Raw genomic sequence first — 26,524 nt, forward strand, 5'->3', positions numbered from 1 at the left:
GCCGGGCGGGAAACCGGCGGCGGCTTCTTTGAGACACACGACAAGAATTCTTGGAATTGAGATAAGCGATGGATACCAGCGTTCTTGCACGAACCGAACTTCTTCAGGTGGCCGATGCCGTCGCCCGCGAGAAGTCGATTGAGCGTGACGAAGTTCTAGAGGCCATGGAGCAGGCGATCTCCAAGGCGGGCCGGGCCAAATATGGCCATGAGCATGACATTCGCGCGGAAATCGACCGTAAATCCGGTGAGGTGCGTTTGCGCCGCTATCGCGAAATCACCGATGAGGTCGAGAACGAGTTCACCCAGATCCTGACCAAGGATGCCCAGGAGCGCCAGGACGGTGTCGGCCCGGGCGATTTCATCATCGAGGATCTGCCGCCGATCGACCTCGGCCGGATCGCGGCTCAGACCGCCAAGCAGGTGATCGTTCAAAAGGTCCGCGAAGCCGAGCGCAAGCGCCAATACGGCGAATATCAGGGCCGTGTGGGCGAGGTCGTCAACGGCATCGTCAAGCGCAACGAGTTCGGCAACGTGACTGTTGATCTGGGACGGGCCGAGGCCCTGATGCGGCGCGACGAGACGCTGCCGCGTGAGTCCTTCCGCACCGGCGACCGTGTGCGCGGCTATATCTATGACGTGCGCGAAGAGCAGCGCGGCCCGCAGATTTTCGTCTCGCGCAGCCATCCCCAGTTCATGGCCAAGCTTTTCGCCCAGGAAGTGCCGGAAATCTATGACGGCATCATCGAGCTGAAGTCGGTGGCCCGCGATCCCGGCAGCCGGGCCAAGATTGCGGTGATTTCCTACGACTCCTCCATCGACCCGGTGGGTGCCTGCGTGGGTATGCGGGGCAGCCGCGTTCAGGCGGTGGTCAGCGAGCTGCAGGGCGAGAAGATCGACATCATTCCCTGGTCCGAGGACACCGCCACCTTCGTGGTGAACGCCCTGGCCCCGGCCGAGGTGAGCAAGGTCGTGCTGGATGAGGATCAGGGCCGCATCGAGGTCGTTGTGCCCGATGATCAGCTTTCGCTGGCAATCGGCCGGCGCGGCCAGAACGTGCGGCTGGCCTCGATCCTGACTGGTTGGGACATCGACATCATGACCGAGGAGACGGAATCGCGCCGTCGCCAGGACGAGTTCCGCGACCGCTCCCAGATGTTCATCGATGCCCTTGATGTGGACGACGTGATCGCCCATCTGCTGGTGGCCGAGGGTTTCATGGCCCTGGAGCAGGTGGCCTTCGTGCCGGTCGCCGAACTGGCCCAGATCGAAGGTTTCGACGAGGAAGTGGCCGAAGAGCTGCGCGCCCGCGCCCGCACCCATCTGGAAGAGATGGACCGGGTGAACGAGGAGCGCCGCCGCGAGCTGGGTGTCAGTGACGAACTGACCGAGATGGACGGAATTGCGCCTTCCCTGCTGGTCACGCTCGGCGAGCAGGGCGTCCAGAGCCTGGACGATCTGGCTGATCTTTCCGCCGACGAACTGCGTTTCGTTTCCAGCAGCCTGCGGGGCGAGACCACCCTGGAAGGCATGGCCAGTCTGTCGGAGAAGGAAATCGAAGATATTCTGCTCGGCAGCACCATGTCCCAGGATGAGGCCAACCGCATCATCATGGCGGCGCGGGCCCATTGGTTCGACGACGACGAAACGGCCGAGGCGCCGGCAGAAGATGGTGCCCCAGCGGATAGCGCCGGGGAAGGTGCCGGCGCCGCCGGTCCGGCGGAGGGTTAGGCAAGACGGGAATGTTGGCAACGACAGCGCAAGCAATGGCGCCACGCCGCGCGGCAGGCGCAAAGGCGGCGGCCGACAAGCCGCAGGGCGCCCAGCGCCGCTGTTTGGCAAGCGGCCGGGTTCTGCCCAAGGCCGAGCTTTTGCGCTTTGTCGTTGGCCCGGAGGGTCAGATCGTTCCCGATTTCGCGGAGCGTCTGCCCGGCAGGGGTTTGTGGTTGCTTGCGCGCCGCGATATGATGGAGAAGGCTTGCAAGAAGAACCTCTTTGCCAAGGCGGCAAAGGCGCAGGTGCGCTTGCCCTCCGATCTTGTCGAACAGGTCGAGCAGTTGGCGCTGCGGCGCTGCCTCGACCAGCTTGGCCTGGCGCGGCGGGCGGGTGCTGTCGTTGTCGGGTTTGAGAAAGTGAAGGCTGCGCTGAAGGCCGACCGGGTCGGCCTGCTGCTGCAGGCCAGTGATGCGGCCCAGGATGGCCGCGAGAAACTACGCGCGTTGGCGCGGGCTGTGGGTTGGGAAACATCCCTGCTGCAGTTCTGCGACGGCGTGACCCTGGGCACGGCCCTGGGCAGGGATGCGGCCGTCCACGTCGGAGTGACGCGGGGCCGCTTTTCGGCCGGCCTGAAACGGGATGTGGAACGCCTCGCCGGTCTGCGGGGTGTTGAGGATCAAGGAAACGGGGTTGGGCGCCCGACCGAAGGTGAGCGCTAGAGAAGATGACGGAAAGCAAGGAAACCGAAGCCAAGCGGCCGTTGAAGCTGAGCCAGCCGGGCAAGCTGCAACTGAAAAAGACGGTTGAGACGGGCCAAGTGCGCCAGAGCTTCAGCCACGGCCGCAGTAAGGCTGTGACGGTTGAGGTGAAACGCAGCCGGACTTTCGAGCGCGGCACCTCCGGCCGGATGAAAGAGGTCACCGAGGCAACGGCAGAGGCTGAGAAGCTTCTGGCCGAAGCGCCGGCGGCGATCCCCGATGAGAAACCGGTCGAGGAGAAGGTCACCACCAGCAAGCGCCAGCTCTCCGCCGAGGAGCGCGCCAGCCGCGTCCGGGCCTTGGAGGTCGCCAAGGAAGAAGAAGCCGGCCGCCGTGTGAAGGAGGCCGAGGAGGCCAAGCGCCGAGAGATCGAAGCCAAGGCGGCCGCAGAGGAAAACGCGCGCCGTCAGGCTGAAGAGGAGGCTGCCCGCCTGAAGGCGGAGGAAGAAGCTGCCCGTCTGGCGAAGCTCGAAGGCACGCCGGCTGCGCCGGCGCCTGCCGCGCCTGCCGCGCCTGTTGCCGCAGCGGCCCCCGCCAGAGCGCCGGTGAAGGCCAAAACCGATGCGCCGGGACCAAAGGGCGCAACCGACGACGCCGCGAGCCGCGCAAAGCGCAAAACCCCGGTGGCGCCGAAGGTGACGCCGGGCCGGCGCGGCGATCAGCGCCGCCGTTCAGGCAAGTTGACGATCAATCAGGCGCTCGACGGCCAGGAAGCGCGGCAGCGGTCCCTCGCCTCGGTCAAACGCCAGCGCGAGAAGCAGATGCGGGCGACCATGGGGCACCAGCCTCACCAGCCGCCGCAGAAGGTCATCCGAGAAGTCGTGGTGCCGGAGTTCATCACTGTTCAGGAACTGGCCAACCGCATGGCGGCGCGTGGCGCCGAGGTGGTCAAGACGCTGATGAAGCTCGGCGTGATGGTAACCATCACCCAGTCGATCGATGCCGATACGGCTGAGTTGGTGGTGGAGGAATTTGGTCACAAGCTCAGACGTGTGTCGGCTTCTGACGTGGAGATTGGAATGCGTGGTGCCGACGACGATGCGACGGATCTGAAGTCGCGCCCACCGGTGGTGACCGTGATGGGGCATGTCGATCACGGCAAGACCTCGCTTCTGGACGCTCTGCGGCAATCCGATGTCGTGGCCGGTGAGGCCGGCGGCATTACCCAGCACATCGGTGCCTATCAGGTTCGCCTCGCTTCCGGCGAACGGATCACCTTCATCGATACCCCGGGCCATGCGGCTTTCACCGAGATGCGCTCACGCGGTGCCGATGTGACAGATATCGTGGTGCTGGTGGTGGCTGCGGACGACGGTATCAAGGAACAGACGGTCGAGGCGATCAATCACGCCAAGGCCGCCCAGGTTCCGATCATTGTCGCGATCAACAAGATCGATAAGCCTGGCGCGGACTCCTCAAGAGTGAAGCAGGAACTGCTGCAGCACGAACTGATCGTCGAGGATCTCGGCGGCGATCTCCTGGCGATCGAAGTATCCGCTACCGAAAAAACCAACCTCGACAAGCTGGAAGAAGCCATTCTGCTGCAGGCCGAGCTGTTGGAGCTGAAAGCCAATCCGGAGCGCGCGGCAGAAGGCGTCATCGTCGAAGCCAAGCTGGAGCGCGGCCGTGGTTCGGTGGCAACGGTGCTGGTGCAGCGCGGCACGCTGCGCGTCGGCGATATCTTCGTCGCCGGCGGCGAGTGGGGCCGTGTGCGGGCCCTGACCAACGAGCGCGGCGAGCAGCTGAAAGAAGCCGGGCCGGCGACACCGGTCGAGGTACTGGGCCTCAACGGCACGCCGCTGGCGGGTGACGATTTCACGGTCATGGACAATGAAAGCCGCGCCCGCGAGATCGCCGAGTATCGCCAGCAGACCCGGCGCGAAACCGAGATCACCTCCACCGGCCGCGGTACTCTGGAAGAGATGATGAGCCGGATCAAAGAGGGTGAGGCCTCGGAGTTGCCGGTGGTCGTCAAGTCCGACGTGCACGGCTCGATGGAGGCCATCGTCAACAGCCTTGAAAAGCTGGGCAACGAAGAGGTCAAGGTACGGGTCCTGCACAGCGGCGTCGGCGGCATCAATGAATCCGACGTGACCCTGGCCAATTCGACCGGGGCCGTCATCATCGCGTTCAACGTCCGCGCCAATCCGCAGGCCCGGCAGCTGGCGCGCCGTGACGGTGTGGACATCCGCTACTACTCGATCATCTACAACGTGGTGGACGACGCCAAGGCGGCGCTCTCCGGCATGCTGGCGCCCAAGCAGCAGGAAAACTTCCTGGGCTACGCGCAGATCCGCCAGGTCTTCAGCAATTCCAAGGTCGGCAAGGTCGCCGGCTGCATGATTACCGAGGGCATGGTCAAGCGTGGCGCCAAGGTGCGGCTGCTGCGCGACAACGTCGTCATTCACGCCGGCACCTTGAAGACCCTGCGTCGTTTCAAGGACGAGGTGAAGGAAGTGAAGGAAGGCTACGAGTGCGGCATGGCCTTTGAGAACTACACCGATATCCAGGTCGACGACCAGATCGAGTGTTACGAAATTCAAGAGATTGCCCGCGAACTCTAGATTTCCGCGCAGGCCGGGCGCCTGAAAAGAGGCCCGGCGGCCCAGCCTTCACCGCTGGACGCCAGAGAAACGGAAATCCGGAGCTGAGAACGGATCATGGGTTCACAGCGAAGCTCAGCAAAGGGCGCCAGGTCGCCCGGCTCCAAAACGGGTGGCTCGAAAGCGCCCGTTTCGAAAGCCCCAAGCCAGCGGCAGCTGCGTGTCGGCGAGGAGCTGCGCCATGCTTTGGCGCGCATCCTTGCGCGAGACGAGCTGCGTGACCCGGTGCTTGTCGGCGTCAGCCTGACGGTTACCGAGGTGCGGGTCAGCCCCGATTTGAAGAACGCCACCGCTTTTGTCGTGCCGCTGGGCGGCGACGGCAGCCGTGAAGTGCTGAAGGTGCTCAACCGGGCCGGTCCCTTTCTGCGCAGCCAGATGAGCCGGGAGGTCGATCTGCGTCACACGCCGAAACTGTCCTTCCAGGCCGATCACAGTTTCGACGAGGCCGCCAAGATCAATGCCCTGCTGCAGAACCCAAGGGTGCTGCGCGATGTCGAGGCGCCCACGCTGGAAGACGGTGCGGAAGAGGCTGACCAGGAAGAGGCGCCTGCGGCGGAACGGCCGGAAGATGGGCGCTAATCCCGGCAAGGCCGCCAGGGCCAAGGGTCCGCCGGTGAACGGCTGGCTGGTGATCGACAAACCTCTGGGCATGACCTCGACCCAGGTTGTCGGCCGCGTCCGCCGGGTTCTGCAGCCGCGCAAGGTGGGGCATGGCGGTACCCTCGATCCCCTGGCCACCGGCCTGCTGCCGATCGCCATGGGCGAGGCGACGAAGACCGTTTCCTATGTCATGGACGGACGTAAAAGCTATCGCTTCACGCTGCGATGGGGCCAGGCGACGGAGACCGACGACGGCGAAGGGGCTGTTATCGAAGAGGCGGAGGGCCGCCCGGATGAGGCCGCGATCCAGGCGGTCCTGCCCGGCTTTACCGGAGAAATCGAACAGGTTCCGCCGCTGTATTCGGCTATCAAGGTGGGGGGGAAGCGGGCCTACGACCTGGCCCGGGCGCAGACGGATTTCGAGCTCAAGTCCCGCCGGGTTATGGTTTATGAGATTACCCTGCTGGAGATGCCGGACCGCGATCACGCGGTTTTTGAGGTCCACTGCGGCAAGGGAACCTATATGCGCTCCCTCGCCCGCGATCTGGGGCGGGCTTGCGGCACGGTGGCCCACATCACCGACCTCCGCCGATTAACCGTAGGTCCGTTTACCGAGACCGACGCGATTTCGCTGGAATCTTTGGAATCCATGGGGCATAGTCCCGCCGCCTTGGAGCAGGTGCTCCCGGTTGAGACAGCGCTGGACGACATCCCGGCGCTGGCCTTGTCCGAAACCGAGGCGAATCGCCTGCGCTGCGGGCAGGCCGTGTCCATGGTGGCGCGCGCCAACCGCGATCGCATCAGTGATCTCAGTAACGGATCCATCGTTTTCACCACGTCAGGCGGTAAGCCGGTGGCCTTGGCCCGTTATGAAGCAGGTGACATTCACCCGGTTCGGGTTTTGAACCTTTAGAGTGATGGAGATAGACGATGTCGATCACAGCTGAGCGCAAGACTGCGCTGATCGAAGAGTATGGCACCCACACGGGTGATACCGGGTCGCCGGAAGTCCAGGTCGCGATTCTCACCGAGCGGATCCTGAACCTGACCGAGCATCTGAAAACCCATAAAAAAGACTTCCACTCGCGCCGCGGCCTGCTCGTCATGGTCGGCCAGCGTCGGCGCCTGTTGGACTATGTAAAGGTGCAGGAAAAGGCGCGTTACGACGGCCTTATCCAGCGTCTTGGCCTGCGCCGGTAAGGACGGGCCGAACGTGACCGTGCTCTGCGCCGCCGATACGCCCTGGTCGTCCCCGCACTTCGGTGCGCGACAGCCGGGAAATCGCGGCGCCGGCGCGGGCGAACGGAAAACATGAAGATTAGTGACATCGTGACAAAGCCGGCACGATGGTCTTTGGAGGGCCGGGCCGACGTAAGGGGTGTTTGGGGAGAAGTCTCCGGACCGGGCACCCCTTACGCGGGTCCGGCGCTTTGCTATTCGGCAAACAACTGACCGGCTTCAGGTTAGAAGGACCTAGAAAGAATGTTTGATATTCATAAGCAGGAAATTGAGTGGGGCGGCCGCAAGCTGACCCTGGAGACCGGCCGCATTGCGCGCCAGGCAAACGGCGCCGTTCTGGCGACCTATGGCGACACGGTGGTGCTCTGCACCGCGGTCGGAGAGTCTTCTCCGCGTCCGGGCATGGACTTCTTCCCGCTGACCGTGAATTACCAGGAAAAGACTTTTGCGGCGGGCAAGATCCCCGGCGGCTTTTTCAAGCGCGAGGGCCGGCCCTCCGAAAAGGAGACCCTGACCTCCCGCCTCATCGACCGGCCGATCCGTCCGCTCTTCGCCAAGGGCTATAAGAACGAGACCCAGGTGATCTGTACGGTGCTGAGCCACGACCTTGAGAACGATCCGGACGTGGTCGCCATGGTCGGCGCCTCGGCGGCGCTGACCATCTCCGGCCTGCCCTTCCTCGGCCCCATCGGCGGCGCGCGGGTCGGCTACAAGGACGGCGAGTACATCCTCAACCCCCTGATGGACGAGATGGAGGGCGCGGCCCTCGATCTGATCCTGGCTGGCACCCGCGACGGCGTCTTGATGGTTGAATCCGAGGCCCATGAGCTTTCCGAAGAGATCATGCTGGGCGCGGTGGCCTTCGGCCACGAGCAGATGCAGCCGGTCATCGACTGCATCATCGCGCTGGCCGAGCGCTGCGCCAAGGAGCCGCGCGACGTACCGGGCCCGGCCCCCGAGATCGAGGAAGTGAAGAACAAGCTCATCGGCGGCGGCGTCATGGACAAGCTGGCCGAGGCCTATACCGAGGTCGACAAGATGGCCCGCCAGGCCAAGCTGGCCGCGGTGCGCGAGGCAGCGGTCGAGGCTCTTGAGGACGAAGAGAAAGAAAAGGCCGGCGGCCTCTTCAAGTCTCTGGAAAGCGACGTCGTGCGCGGCAACATCCTGAAGACCGGCAAGCGCATCGACGGCCGCACCACCACCGACATCCGGCCGATCCTGGCCGAGGTCGGCGTTCTGCCCCTGACCCATGGCTCGGCGCTGTTCACCCGCGGTGAGACCCAGGCGCTCGCGACCACGACCCTGGGCACCGGCCAGGACGAGCAGCTGATCGACTCCCTGGAGGGCAGCTACCGAGAGCACTTCATGCTGCACTACAATTTCCCGCCCTACTCGGTGGGTGAGTGCAGCTTCCGGCTGGCGCCGGGCCGCCGCGAAATCGGCCACGGCAAGCTGGCCTGGCGCGCCCTGCGCCCGCTGCTGCCGGCCAAGGAGGATTTCCCCTACACCATTCGCGTGGTGTCGGAGATCACCGAGTCCAACGGTTCCTCCTCCATGGCGACGGTCTGCGGCTCCTCGCTGTCGATGATGGATGCCGGCGTGCCCCTGGTGCGTCCGGTCGCCGGTATCGCCATGGGCCTGATCAAAGAAGGCGACGACTTTGCCGTGCTCTCGGACATCCTGGGCGACGAGGATCACCTCGGTGACATGGACTTCAAGGTGGCCGGTACCGAACAGGGCATCACCTCGCTGCAGATGGACATCAAGATCACTTCGATCACGAAGGAGATCATGGCCATCGCGGTGAACCAGGCCAGGGACGGGCGGCTGCACATCCTGAACGAGATGAACAAGGCCCTGACCTCGGCGCGCGAAGGCGTCTCCGAGAATGCGCCGCGGATCACGGTGATCACGGTTCCGAAGGACAAGATCCGCGACATCATCGGCACCGGCGGCAAGGTGATCCGCGAGATCACCGAGGAAACCGGCGCCAAGATCGACATTGAAGACGACGGTACGGTAAAGGTGGCTGCCGTGGACCAGGAAAAGGCCGAAGCGGCGCTCGACTGGATCCGCTCCATCGTTGCCGAGCCTGAGGTCGGCGTGATCTACGACGGCAAGGTGGTAAAGGTTGTCGATTTCGGCGCCTTCGTAAACTTCCTCGGCCCGCGCGACGGTCTCGTCCACATCAGCGAGCTGGCGCCGGAGCGCGTCAACACCGTCGCCGATGTGGTGAACGAGGGCGACGTGGTGAAGGTGAAGTGCATCGGCATGGACCGCGGCAAGGTGAAGCTCTCCATGAAGCGGGTGAACCAGGAAACCGGTGAGGACCTGGAAGCCGCAGCCGGCTAAGCTTTCACAACCGATCGAATGAAGAGCCGGCGGCAGGGAGTGGCGACATGACCTCACCGCCGGCTTTTTCTTTGCGGCCCCCCGGCCTTGTCCTGCCGAGGATCATGGGGCACCGCGGGGCCAAGGCCCTGGCGCCGGAGAACACCCTCGCCTCGCTGAAAGCCGCGGCGGCCGCCGGGGTCACCTGGGTCGAGTTCGATGTCATGCTGACCTCGGACGGCCAGCCGGTGCTGTTCCACGACGACACGCTGAAACGGACCACCGGTGTGGCGGGCGCGATGGCCGAGACGCCGCTTGCCGTTGTGCAGGATCTCGACGCCTCCCACGGTTTCGGCCGCCGGTATGGCCGAAGGGCGGAAGCGGGGTTTCGCGGACGCGCCGATTGCCGGGTGCCTTCCCTGGAGCAAACCGTCGCCTGCCTGCTTGACCTGGGCCTGACGCCCAATGTGGAGATCAAGTCGTCGCCCGGCCTGGCGAAGGAAACCGCGGAGGTCACGCTGACCCGTTTGCTGGGCCTCTGGCCCGGGGATCGCCTGCCGCCCCTGATCAGCAGTTTCGAACGGGAATCCCTGGCGGCGGCCAGCCGCGTTGCGCCGCAGTGGCCGCGCGGGTTCCTGGCCGAAAAGCTGCCGGCTGACTGGCGCGATGCCATGGCGGCCTTGGACTGTGCCTCGCTGCATCTCTACTGGCGGCGCACCCGCAAGGCCGACGTGCAGGCGGCAAAGGCGGCGGGTTATGCGGTCGCGGTCTATACGGTGAACGGCCTGCGTGCGGGCCGGCGATTGCTCGACAAGGGTGTCGACTGCCTGATCACCGACCGGCCGGACCGCTTGTTGGCGGCGCTCTAGATTCTTTTCGGTTTAGACGGCACCGGCCCGCTCCCCCTCCTGGCTACCCACCAGGATAATCGCATTGGGTGGCCAGGAGGGGGAGCGGGCTGGAACCGATTCGACGCAGGTCGAAAACGCTCTAAGAGCCGGCCGCAATGGCAAGGCTGTCCAGCAGCTCAGCGGCGTCGCGCCGGTCGGGGCCGTCTTCGCCCGGTCCATAGTAACCGGGCTCGGCGCCGCCGGCGGCTGGTACGCCAGGCGCCGCCGCAGGATCGAACCAGCGATAGATCGGCTCCAGGGTTTTACGGGCCTCTGCCGAACGTCCCTGGGCCAGCCGCAGCCGGCCCAGACTGATGGCGGCGCGCAGCTCCCACAACCTCGCCTGCTGCCGGCCCGCCAGGGCCAGCGCCTTTTCGAAGCAGGCCTCGATCGCTGGATCTTCCGGCCCGCCGCTGCGCAGCAGCAGCTCGCCACGACCGCGGTGCAGCTCGGCCTCGAACCAGCGTTCGCCGGTCTGCTCGACCAGGTCCAGGGCTTCGTCGATGTTGTCCAGTCCGGCTTCCGGCGCCCCCGCCCGTCCCCGCAGATCGGCCAGCAGGCCGAGGAAGTAACAGACCTCCAGAACCTCGCCGGTTGCCCTGTGCTCGGCCAGTGCCGTCTGAAAGACAGCGATGCCTTCGGCGCTTTGGCCGGTCGCAGCCATCAGCCAGCCCTGGAACATGACCCCCAGCGAGCGCCAGTGCGGAAAGCCCTTTTCCGTCGACAGATTGATGACGTTCTGCGCGCAGCGCCGGACGGCGGCGTGGTCCTGGCGCAGCTGATGCAGGTAACAGGCATTACCGTTTGCGACCACGAGGTCATAGGAAACCGCACCGCCTTCGGCGATTTCCAAGGAGCGCCAGCATTGCTGCAGGGCGGTCTCGGGGTAACCCAGGGCAAAGGACGTCCAGGAGAGATAGCAGAGATCGAGAACCGGCAGCTCCGGCCTGCCCACCTCATGACGCGCAGCCGGCCTTGCCGGATTGCTGAGGGCGATGGCCTGTTCCAGGTGATGGCGCGCTTCGGCGAAGTCGCCCTGGCCGAAGGCGGTGCGGCCGATGGCGCTGTGCCCGCGCAGCAGCGCGCCTTCTTCGTCCAACTGCCGTCCAAGGTCGAGCAGCGACTCGCCGAAGATCCGGGCCTTCTGCAGGTCGGCATTGCCTTGATGAAACAGGAAGCGGCCATAGAGGATACGAAACAGCAGCGATTTGTTGCCCTGGGTGCCGCAGAGGGTCTGGGCCCGGGCCCAGGCAGCCCCGGTTTCCGGTGCGCCGGTTCCTCTTGTCGCCCTCAGCGCGGTTGCCTGGGCCACCCGCAGGTGCAGCTCCAGCCCCCGGCGGTCGGTCTCATCGGTCAGCGACTCCAGCAGGTCCAGTCCCAGATCGATTTCGCGGACCGCCTCGGTCATGGCCGATCGCCGGATCGCTCTTTCACCGGCTTTCAGGCGATAGGCGACGGCCCGGTGGGGCAGTCCGGCCTCGGTATAATGATGCGCCAGGAGCGCCGGCTCGCTGAGCGCCAGTTGCGGGTTGTGGTCTTCCAGGAAGACGGCGCTCTCGGCGTGGAGCCGGCGGCGTTTCTTTTTCAACAGACTGCTGTAGGCCATCTCCTGAACCAGGGCGTGCTTGAAGCGGAGGGTGGCGTTCGGCGCGGCCCCGGCCCGGTAGAGCAATTCGGTTTCCACCAGGCGGTCGAGGGCGCGGCGCAACTCGGCGTCCGGCAGGCCCGAGATGGCGGCCAGCATCTTGTAAGAGAATTCCCGCCCGATGACGGCGCCGGTCTGGGCGATCTCGCGCGCCGCCGGGTATCGGTCGAGCCGCGCCAGCAGGGAGCCGCGCAGGGTTGTCGGGATGCTCAGGGCCGGTTGCTCTCCGGCGATCTCGTAGCGGTCGCCCAGATCGACCACGGCATCGGATTCGATGACCGCTTTGGTGAGCTGCTCGATGAACAGCGCCACGCCGTCGGTGCGTTCGGCAATGGTGTCCACCAGAACCTGGGGGAAGTTCTTGTGCTGGGCGATGTGCCGGATGATGGTCTCGCACTCCGGACGCTGCAGACGGTCCAGTGCCAGCCCGGTGGCAGGAAACAGCGGGCGCATCTGCGATTCCGCCTCCGGCCGCACGGTAAGGATCAGCAGAATCCTGAGCCCGCTCAGCCGCTGCGAGAGCCGCTGCAGAAACTCCAGGGATGTCGGGTCGATCCAGTGCAGATCCTCGACCATCATCAAGACCGTTCGGTGTTGCGCCATCATCTCGGTCTCCTGCAGCAGGACATCCAGAAGACGGCCCATATCCGCTTGCCGTTCGCCGCTCGCCTTTTCCTGCGCCACCGTCTTGAGTGACAGCAGCGGGGCGAAGAGGCGCGCGGTATCCTCCGAATCGATGGCCGAGTTCTTGAACAGCCCGCGCAGCTTGGCCAGGGCGACAACCGGTGGGTCGTCCCCGGAGATACCGGCCACCCGGCGCAGCCTTTCGATCAGCGGATAGAGTGCGTTGTTTTTGTGGTAGGGCGTGCAGTGGAAGGTGAGCGCTATATGGTCGTCGCCGTCCAGGCGTTCGGCAAAGGCGCGCAGCAGGCGCGACTTGCCGATCCCGGCTTCGCCCGACAGCAGGATGATCTGACCCTGGCCGGCCTGTGCCATCTTCCAGCGGTCGAGCATCAGGGTGATTTCGCCGGAGCGGTTGACGAAGGGCACCAGGTCCATTTCTTCCAAAGTCTCGGCGCGGCGCTCGGCCGGGCGCTGACCCAAAGCGCGCCAGGCCCCGGCCGGCAGCGAGATGCCTTTCAGGCTCTGCGGGCCGAGGTCTTCGAAATCGAAGGCGTTGCTGGCCAGGCTGTAGGTCGTGTTGTCGACCACAACGCAGTCCGGATTGGCGAGGGCCTGCAGGCGTGATGCCAGGTTGGGTGTCTCGCCGACGGCGGCGATTTCCTGCGCCGAGCCCAAGCCGATCAGGTCGCCGACCACCACCGAACCGGTACCGATCCCGACACGGGTCTGCAGCTGCAGGTCAGCCTGAGGGCGCAGCCTGCCGACCGCTTCGACGATCTCAAGGCCGGCCCTGATGGCCCGCTCTGCGTCGTCTTCGTGGGCCCGGGGAAAACCAAAATAGACAAGGACGCCGTCGCCCATGTAACGCGCGATGAAGCCTTCCAGGCGTGAGATCACGCCGGCGCAGGTGTCCTGGTAGCTGCGCACGATGGTGCGCAGATCCTCGGGGTCATAGCGGATCGACAGTTCGGTGGAACCGACGAGGTCGCAGAACATGACGGTCAGGTGGCGCTGCTCGGCAACCTGGCGCGGCACGGTGCGGCCCTCGCCCGTCTCTTCTTCACGGATCAAAGCCGCGATGGCCCGCAGCATCTTTTTGCGGTCCCCGAAAGACATGCCAAGCTCAATGAGGTCGGCCTCGGTCAGGTCGACCAGCAGATCGAAGTCGATGTCCTGCTCGGCAAAGATCGCCGCATAGCGATCCAGCCCCAGTCCCTGCAGCCAAGCATAGAGTGAACTCATGACCGAAACCGTCTCCCCCGGGGGCGGCTGAATGCTCTTTGTGGCCTGCTTTGTGCCGCCCGCGCCTTCCAGGCATCAGTCTAGCTAACGATTTAGCTGCTATGACAGGGATTCTTATGTGGTAAACGTTTTCGAGCGGGTAGCCGCCGGCCTGATGCGGGGATCGGCCTAACTATCTATTTTTATTATGTTTTAGAAGAATAATAAGAGAGGCGGGGGGCGGGATGACAGAGGCGATATCGGCGATTCCCCTGACACCGCTCGCCATATTCAGCTGCGCTTTCGCCGGCCTCTGGATCGCGGTCAGAACCTCTGCGCGCAATCGTCAATCGAAAACCCGTTATTGGTTTGTCGAGGCCTACCGGGTCTGGCGGACCCGGCGCCGCAAGGCAGCGGGCGGTGGCGAGGCGCATGTGGCCCTGGCCGGGATGCCGCCCCGCTCAATCCGCACGACCATCTCTGCGGCCGGCCGGATTCCGACCTTGCTGTTTTACTTTCCGGTCCTGCTGCACTGCCTGCGCCTGGCGCTCCGCCACGGTGGTTTTACGCTGCCTTCCGTCGCCAATCCCAACATCGTCTGCGGCGGCTTCCGCGGCGAATCAAAGATGTCCTATCTGAGCCAGATTCCTCCGCACCAGCAGCACTGGGTGGCGCCCTCCCTGCGCCTCGTTGCGACCCCGGCCCGTAAGGGCGCTTCGGGGGGCCGGCATCTCGAACAGGAAATCGCGCAGGCCGGCCTGCGGTTCCCGCTGGTGGTAAAGCCCGATATCGGATCCCAGGGCTATGGCGTTCGTTTGCTGCGTTCGCCGGCCGCGCTGGACGACTATCTGGACCATTTTCCCTCGGGCGAAGGTTTCATTCTGCAGCGCTATATCGATTGGGAAGGCGAGGCCGGCGTGCACTATCTGCGCAAGCCGGGCGAAGCCCGCGGCCGGATCTTTTCCCTGGGCTTTCGCTGCTTTCCCCATGTTCTCGGCGACGGCCGTTCCCGCCTTTGCACCTTGATCGAGGCGGACCCCCGCACCCGCCGCATGGCGCGACGGCACTGCAGGGCAGTCGCGGCGCAACTGCAAAGGGTTCCGGCAAAAGGCGAGATGGTGCGGCTATCGCTGCTTGGCGGTGTTCGTACCGGGGGGCTCTACTATGACGGCTCGGCCTATGTCACGGCGGCCCTGGTGGCGCGCTTCGACGAGATTGCCCGGGCGATGCCGGATTTCCACTTCGGGCGCTTCGATGTCCGCTTCAAGTCCGTCGAGGCCCTGGGGCGCGGCGAGGACTTTCAGATCATGGAGGTGAACGGCGCCAGCGCCGAAGCGATCCACATCTGGGATCCCGAGCACAGCATCGCCGAGACCTACCGGGTGCTTTTCGAACAATTCCGCCTGCTCTATGAAATCGGCGCCCAGAATCGCGACCGCGGCTACCGGCCGATTGGCCTGGGCGGCTATCTGGCCCTGCAGTGGAAGGAATCGCGCCTGCTGCGGCGCTATCCGGAATCAGGCTGAAGTGTGTGTTTTCCGGTCTCGACGACGGAGCGGCCGCGTCAGCCGCCCATGCGGCCGGGCGAAGGGATCCCCACGATGTTGTAGCCACCGTCGACATAGTGCACCTCGCCGGTGACGCCGCGGGAAAGATCCGACGAGAAGTAAAGGCCGGCAGAGCCGACCTCTTCCAGCAGCACATTGCGCTTCAACGGTGCGTGATCGCGGTTCCAACCGAAGACGAAACGCGCATCGCCGATGGCCGAGCCGGCGAGGGTGCGCATCGGCCCGGCGGAGATGGCATTGACCCGGATGCCGCTTTCACCCAGGTCGACCGCCAGGTAGCGCACGCTGGCTTCCAGCGCGGCCTTGGCAACGCCCATCACATTGTAGTTCGGGGTCACCCGTTCGGCACCCAGATAGGTCAGGGTGACCAAGCTGCCGCCCGGCCCCATCAGGGCCGCGGCCTGGCGGGCCACAGCTGTGAAGGAGTAGCAGGAGATCGCCATGGTACGGTTGAAGTTCGCCCGGCTGGTATTGAGGTAGCGCCCCTTCAGCTCTTCCTTGTCGGAATAGGCGATGGCGTGGATCACCACGTCGACGTTGTCCCAGCGTTCGCGCAGGCTGTCGAAGGTGCCGGCGATGTCGCTTTCCTGTTCCACGTCGCAGGGCAGAACGATGTTCGAGCCGACGGACTCGGCCAGCGGGCGGACCCGGCGTTCGAAAGCACTGCCTTGATAGGTAAAGGCCAACTCGGCGCCCTGCGCGTGCAGTGCCTTTGCTATGCCCCAAGCAATGGAGTGGTCGTTGGCCACCCCCATAATCAGGCCGCGCTTACCGGCCATCAACCCCGCCATCGATTTTTCCCCGACCTCTAACCTTCGTACCGCTTAAACGCGAGACTGGCGTTGGTGCCGCCAAATCCGAAGCTGTTGGACATGACGCAGTTCAACGACAAACCATCCTCCATCTCGCGGACGATGGGCATTCCCTCAGCTTCCGGGTCGAGGTTGTCGATGTTGGCCGAAGCTGCCACGAAATTGGTATTTAGCATAAGAAGCGAATAGATCGCTTCATGGACGCCGGTGGCGCCCTGGGAGTGCCCGGTCAACGACTTGGTCGAGGAAATTCGCGGCATATCGGCGCCGAAGGCCTCGCGGATCGCGGTCAGTTCCGGTATGTCGCCGGCCTGGGTGGACGTGCCATGGGCGTTGATGTAGTCGACCGGGGTGTTGCCCAGGCTCTGCATGGCCAAGCGCATGCACCGCATGGCGCCTTCGCCGGAAGGCGCGACCATGTCCGCCCCGTCGGAGGTGGCGGCATAGGCGGCCACCTCGCCGTAGATCTTTGCGCCCCGGGCCTTGGCCCGTTCCAGGTCCTCCAGCACCACGACGCCGCCGCCGCCGGAGATCACGAAACCGTCGCGGTCGCGGTCATAGGCGCGCGACGCCCGGGTCGGTTCGCCGTTGAAGTTGCTGGACAGCGCGCCCATGGCGTCGAACAGAACCGTGAGGGTCCAATGCAGTTCCTCGCCGCCACCGGCGAAGACGATGTCCTGCTTGCCCATCTGGATCAGCTCTGCGCCATTGCCGATGCAGTGCGCGGAGGTCGAGCAGGCCGAGGAAATCGAGTAGCTGAGGCCTTTGATCTTGAAGGCTGTCGAGAGATTGGCCGAATTGGTCGACGACATGCAGCGCGGCACCATGTAAGGGCCGACGCGCTTTGGTCCCTTGGTGCGGGTCAGGTCTGCGGCCTCCACCTGATTGGAGGTGGACGGCCCGCCCGAACCCATGATGAGCCCGCTGCGCTCATGGGAGACCTCGGCCTCGGTCAGGCCGGCATCGGCGATCGCCTCCTGCATGGCGATATAGTTGTAGGCCGCTCCTTCGCCCATGAAGCGCCGCAGCTTGCGGTCGACATGGTCGGCGACATCGATCTTCAGAGAGCCGTGAACATGGCTTCGAAAGCCCATCTCGGCATAGGTGTCGCAGAACTCGATCCCGGAGCGTCCCTGGCGGAGCGACTCGATCACCTCGGCCTTATTGTTGCCGATACTGGAGACGATGCCTATTCCTGTGACAGCGACTCGGCGCATAGTTTCCAATCCGTCTTGTGGCCTTAAGGTACCCCAACTTGGGGGCTATGCGGCGTAATGCCCTAGGGCGGTTCTGCGATGTTCGGTCAGCTTCGGGTCCGCCTTCGCCTCAGGCAGTCTGCGGGTCGCGCTGAAACAACCCGACCTTGAGATCCTTGGCTTCGTAGATCGGCTGGCCGTCGACTTTCATGATGCCGTCGGCGATCCCCAGAACAAGCTTGCCCATGCGGACGCGTTTAAGATCCAGGTGATAACTGACCAGCTTGGCGGTCGGCGTGACCATCTCGCTGAACTTCACCTGGCCGACGCCCAGCGCCCGTCCGCGCCCCGGTGCGCCCAGCCAACCGAGAAAGAATCCGACAAGCTGCCAGAGAGAGTCCAGGCCGAGACAGCCCGGCATCACCGGATCGCCTTCGAAATGGCACTCGAAGAACCACAGTTTCGGATCGATGTCGAACTCGGCAACGACATGCCCTTTGCCGTGCTCGCCGCCTTTTTCCGAGATTTCGGTTATGCGGTGAAACATCAACATGGGCGGCAGGGGCAGCTGTGCGTTTCCCGGGCCGAAGAGTTTGCCGTGCGCGCACTGAAGCAGATCTTCGTAACGAAAACTGTCTTGTTTTTTAATCAAGCGATCCACCTGGTCCAGCACTCTTCATTCTTGGCTCAAAGGTTCAAACGGTAATCTGTTGTCTGCACACCGCAATCCTAGGACTGCTAGCTTCACAGGATAAACAAACGATCTGCAGATCCCACCCAACGAAGGTTATTTCTACATAAGCCGAATGGCAGCTCTATGCCACGACAAAAGGCGTTGCACCGTGACCTTTGCGGGCGCAGCCAACGCTGAGCGGACTATAGCATAGGCATTGAGCCGTCAAACAGCATCGCGTCGCCCGAAGAACCGGACCAAGCGTGACACTTGTATGGTTAACGCAGGCTTAAACCCCCGACGTAGCCTGCAAAACGGCGGCGGTAATTTATAGGCGTTCCAAAAAATTTGACAATCGACTGTTTTGAACACTTTAATTCGGAACGCCTCGCCTTATATCTGGATGTGTGATGAACAAGGATCGCCCCTACAGCGCTTTGGTACAGCGGTTAAAGGCCGCCGGGCTGCGCCCGACACGCCAACGCCTTGCCCTCGCCAAGCTGCTTTTTGAGCCGCAATCCGGTGGCGACCGCCATATCACGGCCGAGCAACTCCATGCCGAGGCGGTTGCCGGAGCTGTCCGGGTTTCCCTGGCAACCGTCTATAACAGCCTGCACCAGTTCACCGGCGCCGGCCTCTTACGAGAGGTCGTGGTCGAGCCGGGCCGCTCCTACTTCGACACCAATGTGTCCGATCATCACCACTTCTACTTTGAAGACGGCGGAAGGCTGCAGGATATTCCCGGCGAGCAGGTTCACCTGGAAGGTCTGCCCACCCCACCGGAAGGCACCCGGGTCGCCCGGATCGATGTGATTGTCCGGCTTTCCGATGGCGAGAGCGAAGCTTCGTAATTTAGCTTTCGCGTCTGCCACTTAAATTCCACATTAGAATTATTCTAAATTATTGACAGGCGTTCGGCTGCGGTCTATGTAAAGCTCATGACGGGCGGTTTGCCGGCCATGCGGGGCGGCAAGCGGAAAAGCCCGCAAGCCTACCTACAGGAGAGCAAGACCCATGTCGCTTAAGGGCTCGAAGACCGAACAGAATCTCAAAGACGCCTTCGCCGGCGAAAGCCAGGCCAACCGCCGCTATCTCTACTTCGCTCAAAAGGCCGACATTGAAGGTTTCAACGACGTTGCCGCAGTCTTCCGTTCCACCGCCGAGGGTGAGACCGGTCACGCGCACGGTCACCTGCAATACCTCGAAGAAGTCGGCGATCCGGCAACCGGTGAGCCGATCGGCGATACCACGCTGAACCTGAAGTCCGCCATCGCCGGCGAGACCCACGAGTACACGGACATGTATCCGGGTATGGCCCGCGCGGCCCGTGAAGAAGGCTTCGACGAGATCGCCGATTGGTTCGAAACCCTGGCGAAGGCTGAGAAGAGCCACGCCGGCCGTTTCCAGAAAGCTCTGGAGACCATGGCCTAAGGCCCTTTGGGCTCTATATCCGAGAGAGCATGTCTTGTCGGGGCAGGGCTGATGAAGGTGGCTGCTATCCGGCCGCCGATCAGCCCTGCCGTCGACGGGGCGGTATGATCAAGCTGCGCTTCGATGCCTGACGGCCTGAAGCGGATCCATGGGGTGGCGCCGCGGTGTCCCATGGTCGGGGAAAAGTAATGAGCGAAGGTGGCCTGAACGCCCCGGTGCGTCATCCCATCGACTGGAATGACCCGGACTTCTACGACTGGGACAAGCTGAATGCGGAGGTCGAGCGCGTCTTCGACATCTGCCACGGCTGCCGCCGTTGCTTCAATCTCTGCGATTCCTTCCCCCGCCTCTTCGATCTGATCGACGAATCGGCAAGCGGCGAACTGGATAGCGTCGACAAGGCCGACTACAAGCCGGTGGTCGATGCCTGCACGCTCTGCGACATGTGTTTCATGGTGAGCTGCCCCTACGTACCGCCCCATGAGTTCAACATCGACTTCCCGCACCTGATGCTGCGCTACCGGGCGGCGGAACGTAAAAGCGGCAAGGTCGACCGCCGTCTCGACCAGCTGACCCGGACCGACCGCAACGGCAAGCTGGCCGAATTCGCGGCGCCGGTCTGCAACTGGGCGAGTTCAACCGCCAACAAGGTGACCCGGCCGATCATGGAGCAGACCGTCGGCATTCACCGCGAGGCCGAGCTGCCGGAATTCCACGGCAAGACCTTTGCCCTGCGCGCCATGGAGGCACCGGTCGAGCCGAACCCCCAGGCACCCGCGAAGGGCCGCAAGGTCGCGCTCTACGCCACCTGCTTCGTCAACTACAACAACCCCGGGATCGGCGAGGCTGCGCGCGCCGTGCTGGCCCGAAACGGGGTCGAGACCGAGGTGGTCTATCCCGCCTGCTGCGGCATGCCGCAGTTAGAACAGGGCAACATCGAAGAGGTGGCCGAGTCCGCCAAAAAGGTGTCGCAGGAGCTTGGCCGCTGGATCGACGAGGGCTACGACATCGTCGCCCTGACGCCGTCCTGTGCGCTGATGCTGAAATTCGAATGGCCGCTGATCCTGCCGGACCATGAAGGGGTGAAGCGCCTGTCCGAGGCGACCTACGATGTCACCGAGTATGTGGTCGATATCGCCAAGAAAGAAGGCCTGGCCGAGGGCCTGACCCCGCTGGACGGCGGCGTCGCGCTGCACATGGCCTGTCATGCCCGGGCCCAGAACGTCGGCGCCAAGGCCGCGGAAATGCTGCGCCTGGTGCCGGAGGCGGACGTGAAGGTGGTGGAGCGTTGCTCCGGCCACGGCGGTTCCTGGGGCGTGCTCAAGGAGAATTTCGAAACTGCGATCAAGGTCGGCCGCCCGGCGGCGCGCCTCGCCGCCCAGGCCGGCAAACACTATGTCGCCTCGGAATGTCCGCTTGCCGGCCAGCATATTCTCCAGGGTATCGAGCGGCTGAAGATGGACAACAAGCCGCAGGTCGACCGCAGCTATCACCCCATCGAACTCTTCGCCAAAGCCTACGGGCTGGGCGACTGATAAGGAAGGATTCCCCCGCGATGAGCGCCGGACTTGCCACGAAAAGAGAGATTACCCGCGACGACATCCTGCCGATGGAGACCTATACCGAGGAGCGCCGGGAACTGCGCCGCGACCTGGTGGCGAAGAAAAAGTTCCGCCGCCAGGATGTCGGGCCGGTCTGCACCTTCTATTTCGAGAACTACGAGACCATGTGGGCCCAGATCCACGAGATGCTCTACATCGAAAAGGGCGGCGAGGAGCAGATCGCCGACGAACTCAGCGCCTATAACCCGCTGATTCCCCAAGGGCGTGAGCTGGTTGCCACGGTGATGTTCGAGATCGACGATGCGCTCCGCCGGAAAACCTTCCTGTCCAAGCTGGGCGGCATCGAGGAAACGGCCTTTTTCGAGATCGACGGCGCGCGCGTCATCGGCAAGCCGGAAGAAGACGTCGACCGCACGACCGCCGACGGCAAGGCCTCCGCCGTGCAGTTCATTCACTTCAATTTCACCGAGGCCCAGGTCGCCAGCTTCAAGACGCCGGACAGCCGGGTCATCCTGGGCTTCGACCATCCGGCCTATGGCCACATGACCATCCTCGGCGAGGAGGTCCGCGCCGCCCTGGCCAAGGACTTCGACTGAAACACAGTAATGCCGAGCGCCGCTTCGGCTGACGGTTCCCCCTCACCCTCCCGCTAACGCGGGCCCCTCCCTCTCCCCCTGTGGGAGAGGGAATTATCGCGACCCTTTTTTGTTTCTCCCTCTCCCCTGGTGGGAGAGGGTCGGGGTGAGGGGGATGCTTCCCGCGTTAGCGGGAGGGTGAGGGGGCGTTCCCCTACTCCAGCTTTTCGCCGGGATAGAGGCCGTAAAAGCCGCTGCGCTGCAGCCAGCCGCTGTAACCGCCGGCGGCAATCTCGCACCAGTCGTCGCGGCAGCGCTCCAGGGTGCCGACGACCCCGGCATCCAGCAGGGCGACACCGGCGGCCTCGGCCTCCGGGCGCCGCTTCAGGGTGCGGCGCTGGCCGACGATCAGAATGCCGCGCCGGCCCTGCACCATCGACTGGTGGATCCAGCCTTCGGTGCCCTGCCAGTCGCGGATGCGCCGCCAGGTATCGAACTCGTCGATGATTTCCACCGGCATGCCGCTGCGCCGATAAACCCAGTCGATGGGGTAGCGCGTGCCCGGGCCGCTGCGCAGGTTCACCTCTGAAGCGCGCAGGCTGACGAAGCGCGGCAACGGCAGGCCGGTACGGCCGGGGGGCGGTGGCCGCTGGCTGGCCTCTGGTTTACCCCTCTCTGCGGTTTCCTGCTGGGCGACGGCGGCGGCCAGCGGTGCAAAGGTGCCGCCGGCAGCCAGAACCATGGCCGCAAGGACCCTGGCCGCGATCCTAGCCGCAACCTGGGCCGCAAGTCCGCGATGGTGTTTCCTGGCGGGGCTTGTCATCATTCCTTCCTATCGTCTGGCTTCGCGGTCGGTCAAGCCGGTCGCGGAGAATCCCGGTGCGCAGGATCGCGGCGCGGTGATCCGCCGCAGTTTTTGGCGGTCTTAGACCCCAGCACGGCCTGGACAAGCCGCCGCCCCGCCTGCTATGGCAAGGCCCATGGTCGCATCCTCGCCTTTGGGCGGGCCGGTGCCAAACCGTCCAGCAGAACCGTCATTCCGTCCCAGCCCCGTCGAGACAGGAAACAATGCCCCACAAAAAGGTTCGCGTCATCGTCACCCGCCGTCTGCCGGACGCCATCGAAACGCGGATGATGGAGCTTTTCGACTGCCAGCTGAACCTGGAGGACAAGCCGCTGTCCCAGGCCCAGCTGATCGAGGCGGTGAAGGAAGCCGAGATCCTGGTGCCCACGGTGACCGACCGCATCGATGCGGCGGTGCTGTCCCAGGCCGGCCCGCAGCTGAAGCTGATCGCCTCCTTCGGCACCGGCGTCGACCATATCGACCTGAAGACCGCGCGTCAGCGCGGCATCACCGTGACCAACACGCCGGGTGTCCTGACCGAGGATACGGCGGACATGACCATGGCGCTGATCCTCTCGGTGCCGCGCCGCCTGGCCGAGGGCGAGCGCCTGGTGCGCTCCGGCGAATGGCCGGGCTGGGCGCCGACCGGCATGCTGGGCCACCGGGTGAACGGCAAGCGCCTGGGCATCATCGGCATGGGCCGCATCGGCAGCGCCGTGGCGCGCCGCGCCAAGGGCTTCGGCATGTCGATCCACTATCACAACCGGCGCCGGGTGCACCCCTCGGTCGAGGAGGAGCTGGAGGCGACCTACTGGGAAAGCCTGGACCAGATGCTGTCGCGCATGGACATCATCTCGGTGAACTGCCCGCACACGCCGGCGACCTTTCACCTGCTTTCCGCCCGGCGCATCAAGCTGCTGCGCGAGGAAGCCTATATCGTCAACACCAGCCGCGGCGAGGTGGTGGACGAAAATGCCCTGACCCGCGCCCTGGAAGCCGGCGAAGTGGCCGGCGCCGGCCTCGACGTCTTCGAGCACGAACCGGCGGTCAATCCCAAGCTGCTGCGCCTCGACAACGTGGTGCTGCTGCCGCACATGGGCTCGGCCACCATCGAGGGCCGCCACGCCATGGGCGAAAAGGTGATCATCTCCATCAAGACCTTCGTCGACGGCCACACCCCGCCCGACCGGGTACTGGAGACGATGTTCTAGAAGGCATTTCTGTGTGGCGGCGCGGCGGATCAGCGGTACCGAAGGCTACGCCGAAGAGGCGGAAAAACTCGTCCGGCAGTACGAACTTCCTTCCTTTGCCGAACTCCACAGCCAGATTCTTCATCTGATCCCGACGGTGCCGGGCCGGGTCCTGGATATCGGCGCCGGCACCGGGCGCGATGCCGCCGCTCTGGCGGCCCGGGGCCACAGCGTCGTCGCCGTCGAGCCGACCGCTGCCCTGCGCGAAAAGGCAACCGTCCTGCATCCTTCGCCCGCAATCGAATGGCTGGACGATTCCCTGCCAGAGCTGGCGCAGGTCACGGCGCGCGGCGAGACCTTCGAGCTGATCCTGCTGACGGCGGTCTGGATGCATCTCGATGCGGTACAGCGCCGGGCGGCGATGCCGCGGGTCGCCGGCCTGCTGCAACCTAGCGGCGTTTTGATTCTCTCCCTGCGCCATGGGCCGGTGCCGCCGGGCCGGCGCATGTTCGACGTCACCGCCGCGGAGACGGTGGAACTTGCGCAAGTACAAGACCTCGGTCTCGTCCTGCAGCACGAGAACCAGGACCGCTTCTTCAGGCGCCCGGATGTCAGTTGGACGCGTCTGGCTTTTTCGAAGGCTGCAGAAACCAGTTCCCCCTCACCCAGCTTCGTCTAAGCGCGATCTACGATCACGCCAAGACTGCACAACCCTCTCCCCCTTGTGGGAGAGGGAGGGGCCCGCGTAAGCGGGAGGGTGAGGGGGACTTCTTTACAGGCCCCTACGTCACCCGCCCCTACTTCACGGGGCAGGGCCCCTCGCTGGAGGCGTCGTGGACCTTGATGCTGCCGTCGACGATGCCGGCGGTGGCGGCCTCGGCGGCGGCCTTCATTTCCGGGGTGATGAGCTTGCGGTTGTTGTCGTCGATCACCCAGTCCAGGCCGCCCTCGGCCAGGCCCAAGACCCGTACCCCCGGCGTCCAGCGGCCCGCCACCGCGTCGGCGAAGTTCTCATAGACCGCCACGTCGACGCGCTTGCGCAGAGAGGTCAGCACCTTGCCCGGATGCAGGCCGTTCTGGTTCGAATCGGTGCCGATGCCCAGCGCCCCGCCGTCGGCCGCGGCCTGCAGCACGCCGATGCCGGTCGCCCCGGCGGCCTGGATGATGACGTCGGCGCCCTGTTCGATCTGGGACCGGGTGAGTTCGGCGCCGCGCGCCGGGTCGGTCCAGGCCGCCGGGGTCGGGCCGGTCATGTTGACGAAGACCTTCACCTGGGGGTCGGCGCTGCGCGCGCCCTGGACATAGCCGCAGGCGAACTTGCGGATGATCGGGATGTCCATGCCGCCGACGAAGCCCAACGTCCCGGTCCTGGAGGCCATGGCCGCCAGCCGCCCGACGATGTAGGAGCCTTCCTGCTCGCGGAACACGATGGAGCGCACGTTGGGCGCCTCGACCACCATGTCGACGATGGCGAAATCGGTCTCCGGGAACTCCGGCGCCGCGGTGGCCAGGGCGCTGGCGTGGGTGAAGCCGATGGCGACGATGGGCGAGTAGCCGCGCTGGGCGAAGGTCCTGAGCGCCTGCAGGCTCTGCGCGGGCGAGGAGATTTCGAACTCGGCATAGGTGCTGCCGTTGTCGGCCTTGAACCGCTCGGCCCCGTCATAGGCCGACTGGTTGAACGACCCGTCGAACTTGCCGCCGACGGAATAGATCACGGCGGGCCCGGAATCGTTGGCTGCTAAGGCGGCGGGTGAGAAAAGGCAGAGAAGGACGGCAAGAAAACGGATGTTGTGGGACGTTCTGGTCAAGTGCGTCTCTCCTGGCTGCGGCGAAAGCTGAAGTGCCGAAAGCCTAAGCGATTTGCACCGGCACCGGAACCTGTGCATTTTTGCCGCAAATTTGGATAGCCCGTTTGTGGAAAGGCCGCGCACAGGGTCAACATCTGGGTCTTCTATGTCAGGCCGAGTGGGCGTCGCTTCGGCTTGGAACCGCAAACATGCGAAGCGGAAAAGAATCAAACCGCGCAGAGCGCTTCGCCGGTGCGGTAGTCCAGGGTTTTGAGGTCGCGGATGGTGGCTTGGGAGCCGCAGAGGGCGCAGGCCGGATCGCGCGCGGCTTTCACCTTGCGGAAGGTGGTGGCCAGGGCGTCGAACAGCAGGAGCGAGCCGGCGAGACTGTCACCGATCCCCAGCACCTCCTTCAGCACCTCGTTGGCCTGCAGCGCGCCCAGGCTGCCGGCCAGCGCGCCCAGCACGCCGACATCGGCGCAGCTTTCCTTGGGGTCGCCGGGCTGCGGGCCGAAGAGGCAGCGATAGCAGGGCTTGTCGCCGCCCTCATGCGCCTTGTAGGTCGAGAGCTGGCCGTCGAAGCGCATGATGGCGGCGGAGACCAGGGTCTTGCCCGCCAGATAGCAGGCGTCGTTGGCCAGATAGCGCGTCGGGAAGTTGTCGGAGCCGTCGGCAACAAGGTCGTAGCGGGCGATGAGGTCCAGGGCGTTGTCCGGCGTCAGGCGCGTTTCGTGCGTCTCGACCTTTACCTCCGGATTGATCTCCGCGAGGCGGCGGCGTGCCGATTCCACCTTGCTGACGCCGATGTTGGCGGTGTCGTGCAGCACCTGGCGCTGCAGGTTGGAAAGGTCGACGGCGTCGTCGTCGACGATCCCCAGGGTGCCGATCCCAGCTGCGGCGAGATAGAGCAGCAGCGGCGAGCCGAGACCCCCGGCGCCGATCACCAGCACCCGGGCGTTCAGCAGCTTTTCCTGCCCCGCCTCGCCGATTTCCGGCAGCACGAGGTGGCGCGCATAGCGGTCGATCTGGTCGTCGCTGAAGTCCATGACAGGCAGTCTAGCGCGTTGAGGCTGTTGGACAAAGGGGTGGTGATTGGCATCTCACCAAGCCCGCTGATGGATGCTCGGGACAAGCCCACTGGTGTCCGGTTAAGACTAGGCCCACTGGAGGACCATCTGATCGGGGTTGATCGGAGGCTCTGGATCGGACTGGATCAGGCGGTCGATGCGCTTTCGGTGCATGAGATTGGCGCGGACGAGG

General features: G+C 64.5%; 22 protein-coding genes. 15 read left to right on the top strand and 7 right to left on the bottom strand.

Going from position 1 to position 26,524, the window contains the following annotated elements:
* Positions 1-68 precede the first annotated feature (68 nt).
* The 8 genes from nusA to HBA54_RS26645 all read left to right on the top strand — a co-directional run bounded on the left by nusA (position 69) and on the right by HBA54_RS26645 (position 10,115).
* Positions 69-1,730 (top strand): transcription termination factor NusA, encoded by a 1,662-nt coding sequence (gene nusA, locus HBA54_RS26610; RefSeq protein ID WP_167231036.1) that lies wholly within the window; start codon positions 69-71, stop codon positions 1,728-1,730.
* An 11-nt stretch (positions 1,731-1,741) separates the two neighbouring features.
* Positions 1,742-2,434: an RNA-binding protein gene (locus HBA54_RS26615; protein ID WP_240932930.1), complete on the top strand. Its 693-nt coding sequence runs from the start codon at positions 1,742-1,744 to the stop codon at positions 2,432-2,434.
* 5 nt (positions 2,435-2,439) lie between these two features.
* Complete coding sequence (infB, locus tag HBA54_RS26620) at positions 2,440-5,037, top strand: translation initiation factor IF-2 (RefSeq protein ID WP_167231038.1); 2,598 nt, start codon at positions 2,440-2,442, stop codon at positions 5,035-5,037.
* A 96-nt stretch (positions 5,038-5,133) separates the two neighbouring features.
* On the top strand, positions 5,134-5,655 hold the full coding sequence (rbfA, locus tag HBA54_RS26625; protein ID WP_167231040.1) for a 30S ribosome-binding factor RbfA: 522 nt from the start codon (positions 5,134-5,136) through the stop codon (positions 5,653-5,655).
* Positions 5,645-6,589, top strand: coding sequence for a tRNA pseudouridine(55) synthase TruB (gene truB, locus HBA54_RS26630; RefSeq protein ID WP_167231042.1), 945 nt, complete (start codon positions 5,645-5,647; stop codon positions 6,587-6,589). Before rbfA ends, truB begins: the two co-directional genes overlap by 11 nt.
* A 17-nt stretch (positions 6,590-6,606) precedes the next feature.
* Positions 6,607-6,876, top strand: coding sequence for a 30S ribosomal protein S15 (rpsO, locus tag HBA54_RS26635; protein ID WP_167231045.1), 270 nt, complete (start codon positions 6,607-6,609; stop codon positions 6,874-6,876).
* A 282-nt stretch (positions 6,877-7,158) separates the two neighbouring features.
* Positions 7,159-9,267 carry a polyribonucleotide nucleotidyltransferase gene (pnp, locus tag HBA54_RS26640; RefSeq protein WP_167231049.1) on the top strand — a complete coding sequence of 703 codons (2,109 nt, stop codon included), beginning with the start codon at positions 7,159-7,161 and terminating at the stop codon, positions 9,265-9,267.
* A gap of 47 nt (positions 9,268-9,314) precedes the next feature.
* Positions 9,315-10,115, top strand: a complete 801-nt coding sequence (locus HBA54_RS26645) for a glycerophosphodiester phosphodiesterase family protein (protein ID WP_167231052.1) — start codon at positions 9,315-9,317, stop codon at positions 10,113-10,115.
* A gap of 121 nt (positions 10,116-10,236) precedes the next feature.
* Here the strand turns inward: HBA54_RS26645 and HBA54_RS26650 are convergent, their stop codons facing one another.
* Positions 10,237-13,647 carry an adenylate/guanylate cyclase domain-containing protein gene (locus HBA54_RS26650; protein ID WP_167231055.1) on the bottom strand — a complete coding sequence of 1,137 codons (3,411 nt, stop codon included), beginning with the start codon at positions 13,645-13,647 and terminating at the stop codon, positions 10,237-10,239.
* Positions 13,648-13,871: 224 nt separating this feature from the next.
* On the opposite strand from HBA54_RS26650, the gene HBA54_RS26655 reads away from it, so the two are divergent.
* Entirely contained in the window at positions 13,872-15,152 is a 1,281-nt protein-coding gene (locus HBA54_RS26655; RefSeq protein ID WP_167231058.1) for an ATP-grasp domain-containing protein, read from the top strand.
* 38 nt (positions 15,153-15,190) lie between these two features.
* Here the strand turns inward: HBA54_RS26655 and HBA54_RS26660 are convergent, their stop codons facing one another.
* The 3 genes from HBA54_RS26660 to fabA all read right to left on the bottom strand — a co-directional run bounded on the left by HBA54_RS26660 (position 15,191) and on the right by fabA (position 17,854).
* Positions 15,191-15,985, bottom strand: a complete 795-nt coding sequence (locus HBA54_RS26660) for an enoyl-ACP reductase FabI (RefSeq protein WP_167231061.1) — start codon at positions 15,983-15,985, stop codon at positions 15,191-15,193.
* A 17-nt stretch (positions 15,986-16,002) separates the two neighbouring features.
* Positions 16,003-17,223 carry a beta-ketoacyl-ACP synthase I gene (fabB, locus tag HBA54_RS26665; protein WP_167231064.1) on the bottom strand — a complete coding sequence of 407 codons (1,221 nt, stop codon included), beginning with the start codon at positions 17,221-17,223 and terminating at the stop codon, positions 16,003-16,005.
* A gap of 109 nt (positions 17,224-17,332) precedes the next feature.
* The gene (gene fabA, locus HBA54_RS26670) at positions 17,333-17,854 is read right to left on the bottom strand and encodes a 3-hydroxyacyl-[acyl-carrier-protein] dehydratase FabA (protein ID WP_167231067.1); all 522 of its coding nucleotides are present in this window, start codon (positions 17,852-17,854) and stop codon (positions 17,333-17,335) included.
* Between the two features lie 431 nt (positions 17,855-18,285).
* Between fabA and irrA the strand changes: the two genes are divergently transcribed.
* The 4 genes from irrA to HBA54_RS26690 all read left to right on the top strand — a co-directional run bounded on the left by irrA (position 18,286) and on the right by HBA54_RS26690 (position 21,464).
* Entirely contained in the window at positions 18,286-18,726 is a 441-nt protein-coding gene (gene irrA / locus HBA54_RS26675) for an iron response transcriptional regulator IrrA (protein WP_167231070.1), read from the top strand.
* Between the two features lie 163 nt (positions 18,727-18,889).
* Positions 18,890-19,306, top strand: coding sequence for a rubrerythrin family protein (locus tag HBA54_RS26680; protein ID WP_167231073.1), 417 nt, complete (start codon positions 18,890-18,892; stop codon positions 19,304-19,306).
* 188 nt (positions 19,307-19,494) lie between these two features.
* Positions 19,495-20,841: a heterodisulfide reductase-related iron-sulfur binding cluster gene (locus tag HBA54_RS26685; RefSeq protein ID WP_167231076.1), complete on the top strand. Its 1,347-nt coding sequence runs from the start codon at positions 19,495-19,497 to the stop codon at positions 20,839-20,841.
* A gap of 20 nt (positions 20,842-20,861) precedes the next feature.
* A complete protein-coding gene (locus tag HBA54_RS26690) occupies positions 20,862-21,464 on the top strand; it encodes a DUF3501 family protein (protein WP_167231079.1) in 603 nt (200 codons plus the stop codon).
* Positions 21,465-21,657: 193 nt separating this feature from the next.
* Here HBA54_RS26690 and HBA54_RS26695 read toward each other — a convergent pair whose 3' ends face one another.
* Entirely contained in the window at positions 21,658-22,269 is a 612-nt protein-coding gene (locus tag HBA54_RS26695; protein WP_240932931.1) for an SH3 domain-containing protein, read from the bottom strand.
* A gap of 242 nt (positions 22,270-22,511) precedes the next feature.
* Here HBA54_RS26695 and HBA54_RS26700 point away from each other — a divergent pair, with 242 nt between their 5' ends.
* Together HBA54_RS26700 and HBA54_RS26705 are read left to right on the top strand one after the other, a co-directional pair.
* Positions 22,512-23,498, top strand: coding sequence for a 2-hydroxyacid dehydrogenase (locus HBA54_RS26700; protein ID WP_167231082.1), 987 nt, complete (start codon positions 22,512-22,514; stop codon positions 23,496-23,498).
* A 13-nt stretch (positions 23,499-23,511) separates the two neighbouring features.
* A complete protein-coding gene (locus HBA54_RS26705; RefSeq protein ID WP_167231085.1) occupies positions 23,512-24,156 on the top strand; it encodes a class I SAM-dependent methyltransferase in 645 nt (214 codons plus the stop codon).
* 118 nt (positions 24,157-24,274) lie between these two features.
* Here the strand turns inward: HBA54_RS26705 and HBA54_RS26710 are convergent, their stop codons facing one another.
* The gene (locus HBA54_RS26710) at positions 24,275-25,285 is read right to left on the bottom strand and encodes a BMP family lipoprotein (protein ID WP_240932932.1); all 1,011 of its coding nucleotides are present in this window, start codon (positions 25,283-25,285) and stop codon (positions 24,275-24,277) included.
* A 206-nt stretch (positions 25,286-25,491) separates the two neighbouring features.
* Positions 25,492-26,310, bottom strand: a complete 819-nt coding sequence (locus HBA54_RS26715; protein ID WP_167231091.1) for a HesA/MoeB/ThiF family protein — start codon at positions 26,308-26,310, stop codon at positions 25,492-25,494.
* Between the last annotated feature and the right edge of the window lie 214 nt (positions 26,311-26,524).

It is taken from the genome of Pelagibius litoralis (assembly GCF_011683915.1).
In the GTDB taxonomy this organism is placed as follows: Bacteria; Pseudomonadota; Alphaproteobacteria; order Kiloniellales; family Kiloniellaceae; genus Pelagibius; species Pelagibius litoralis.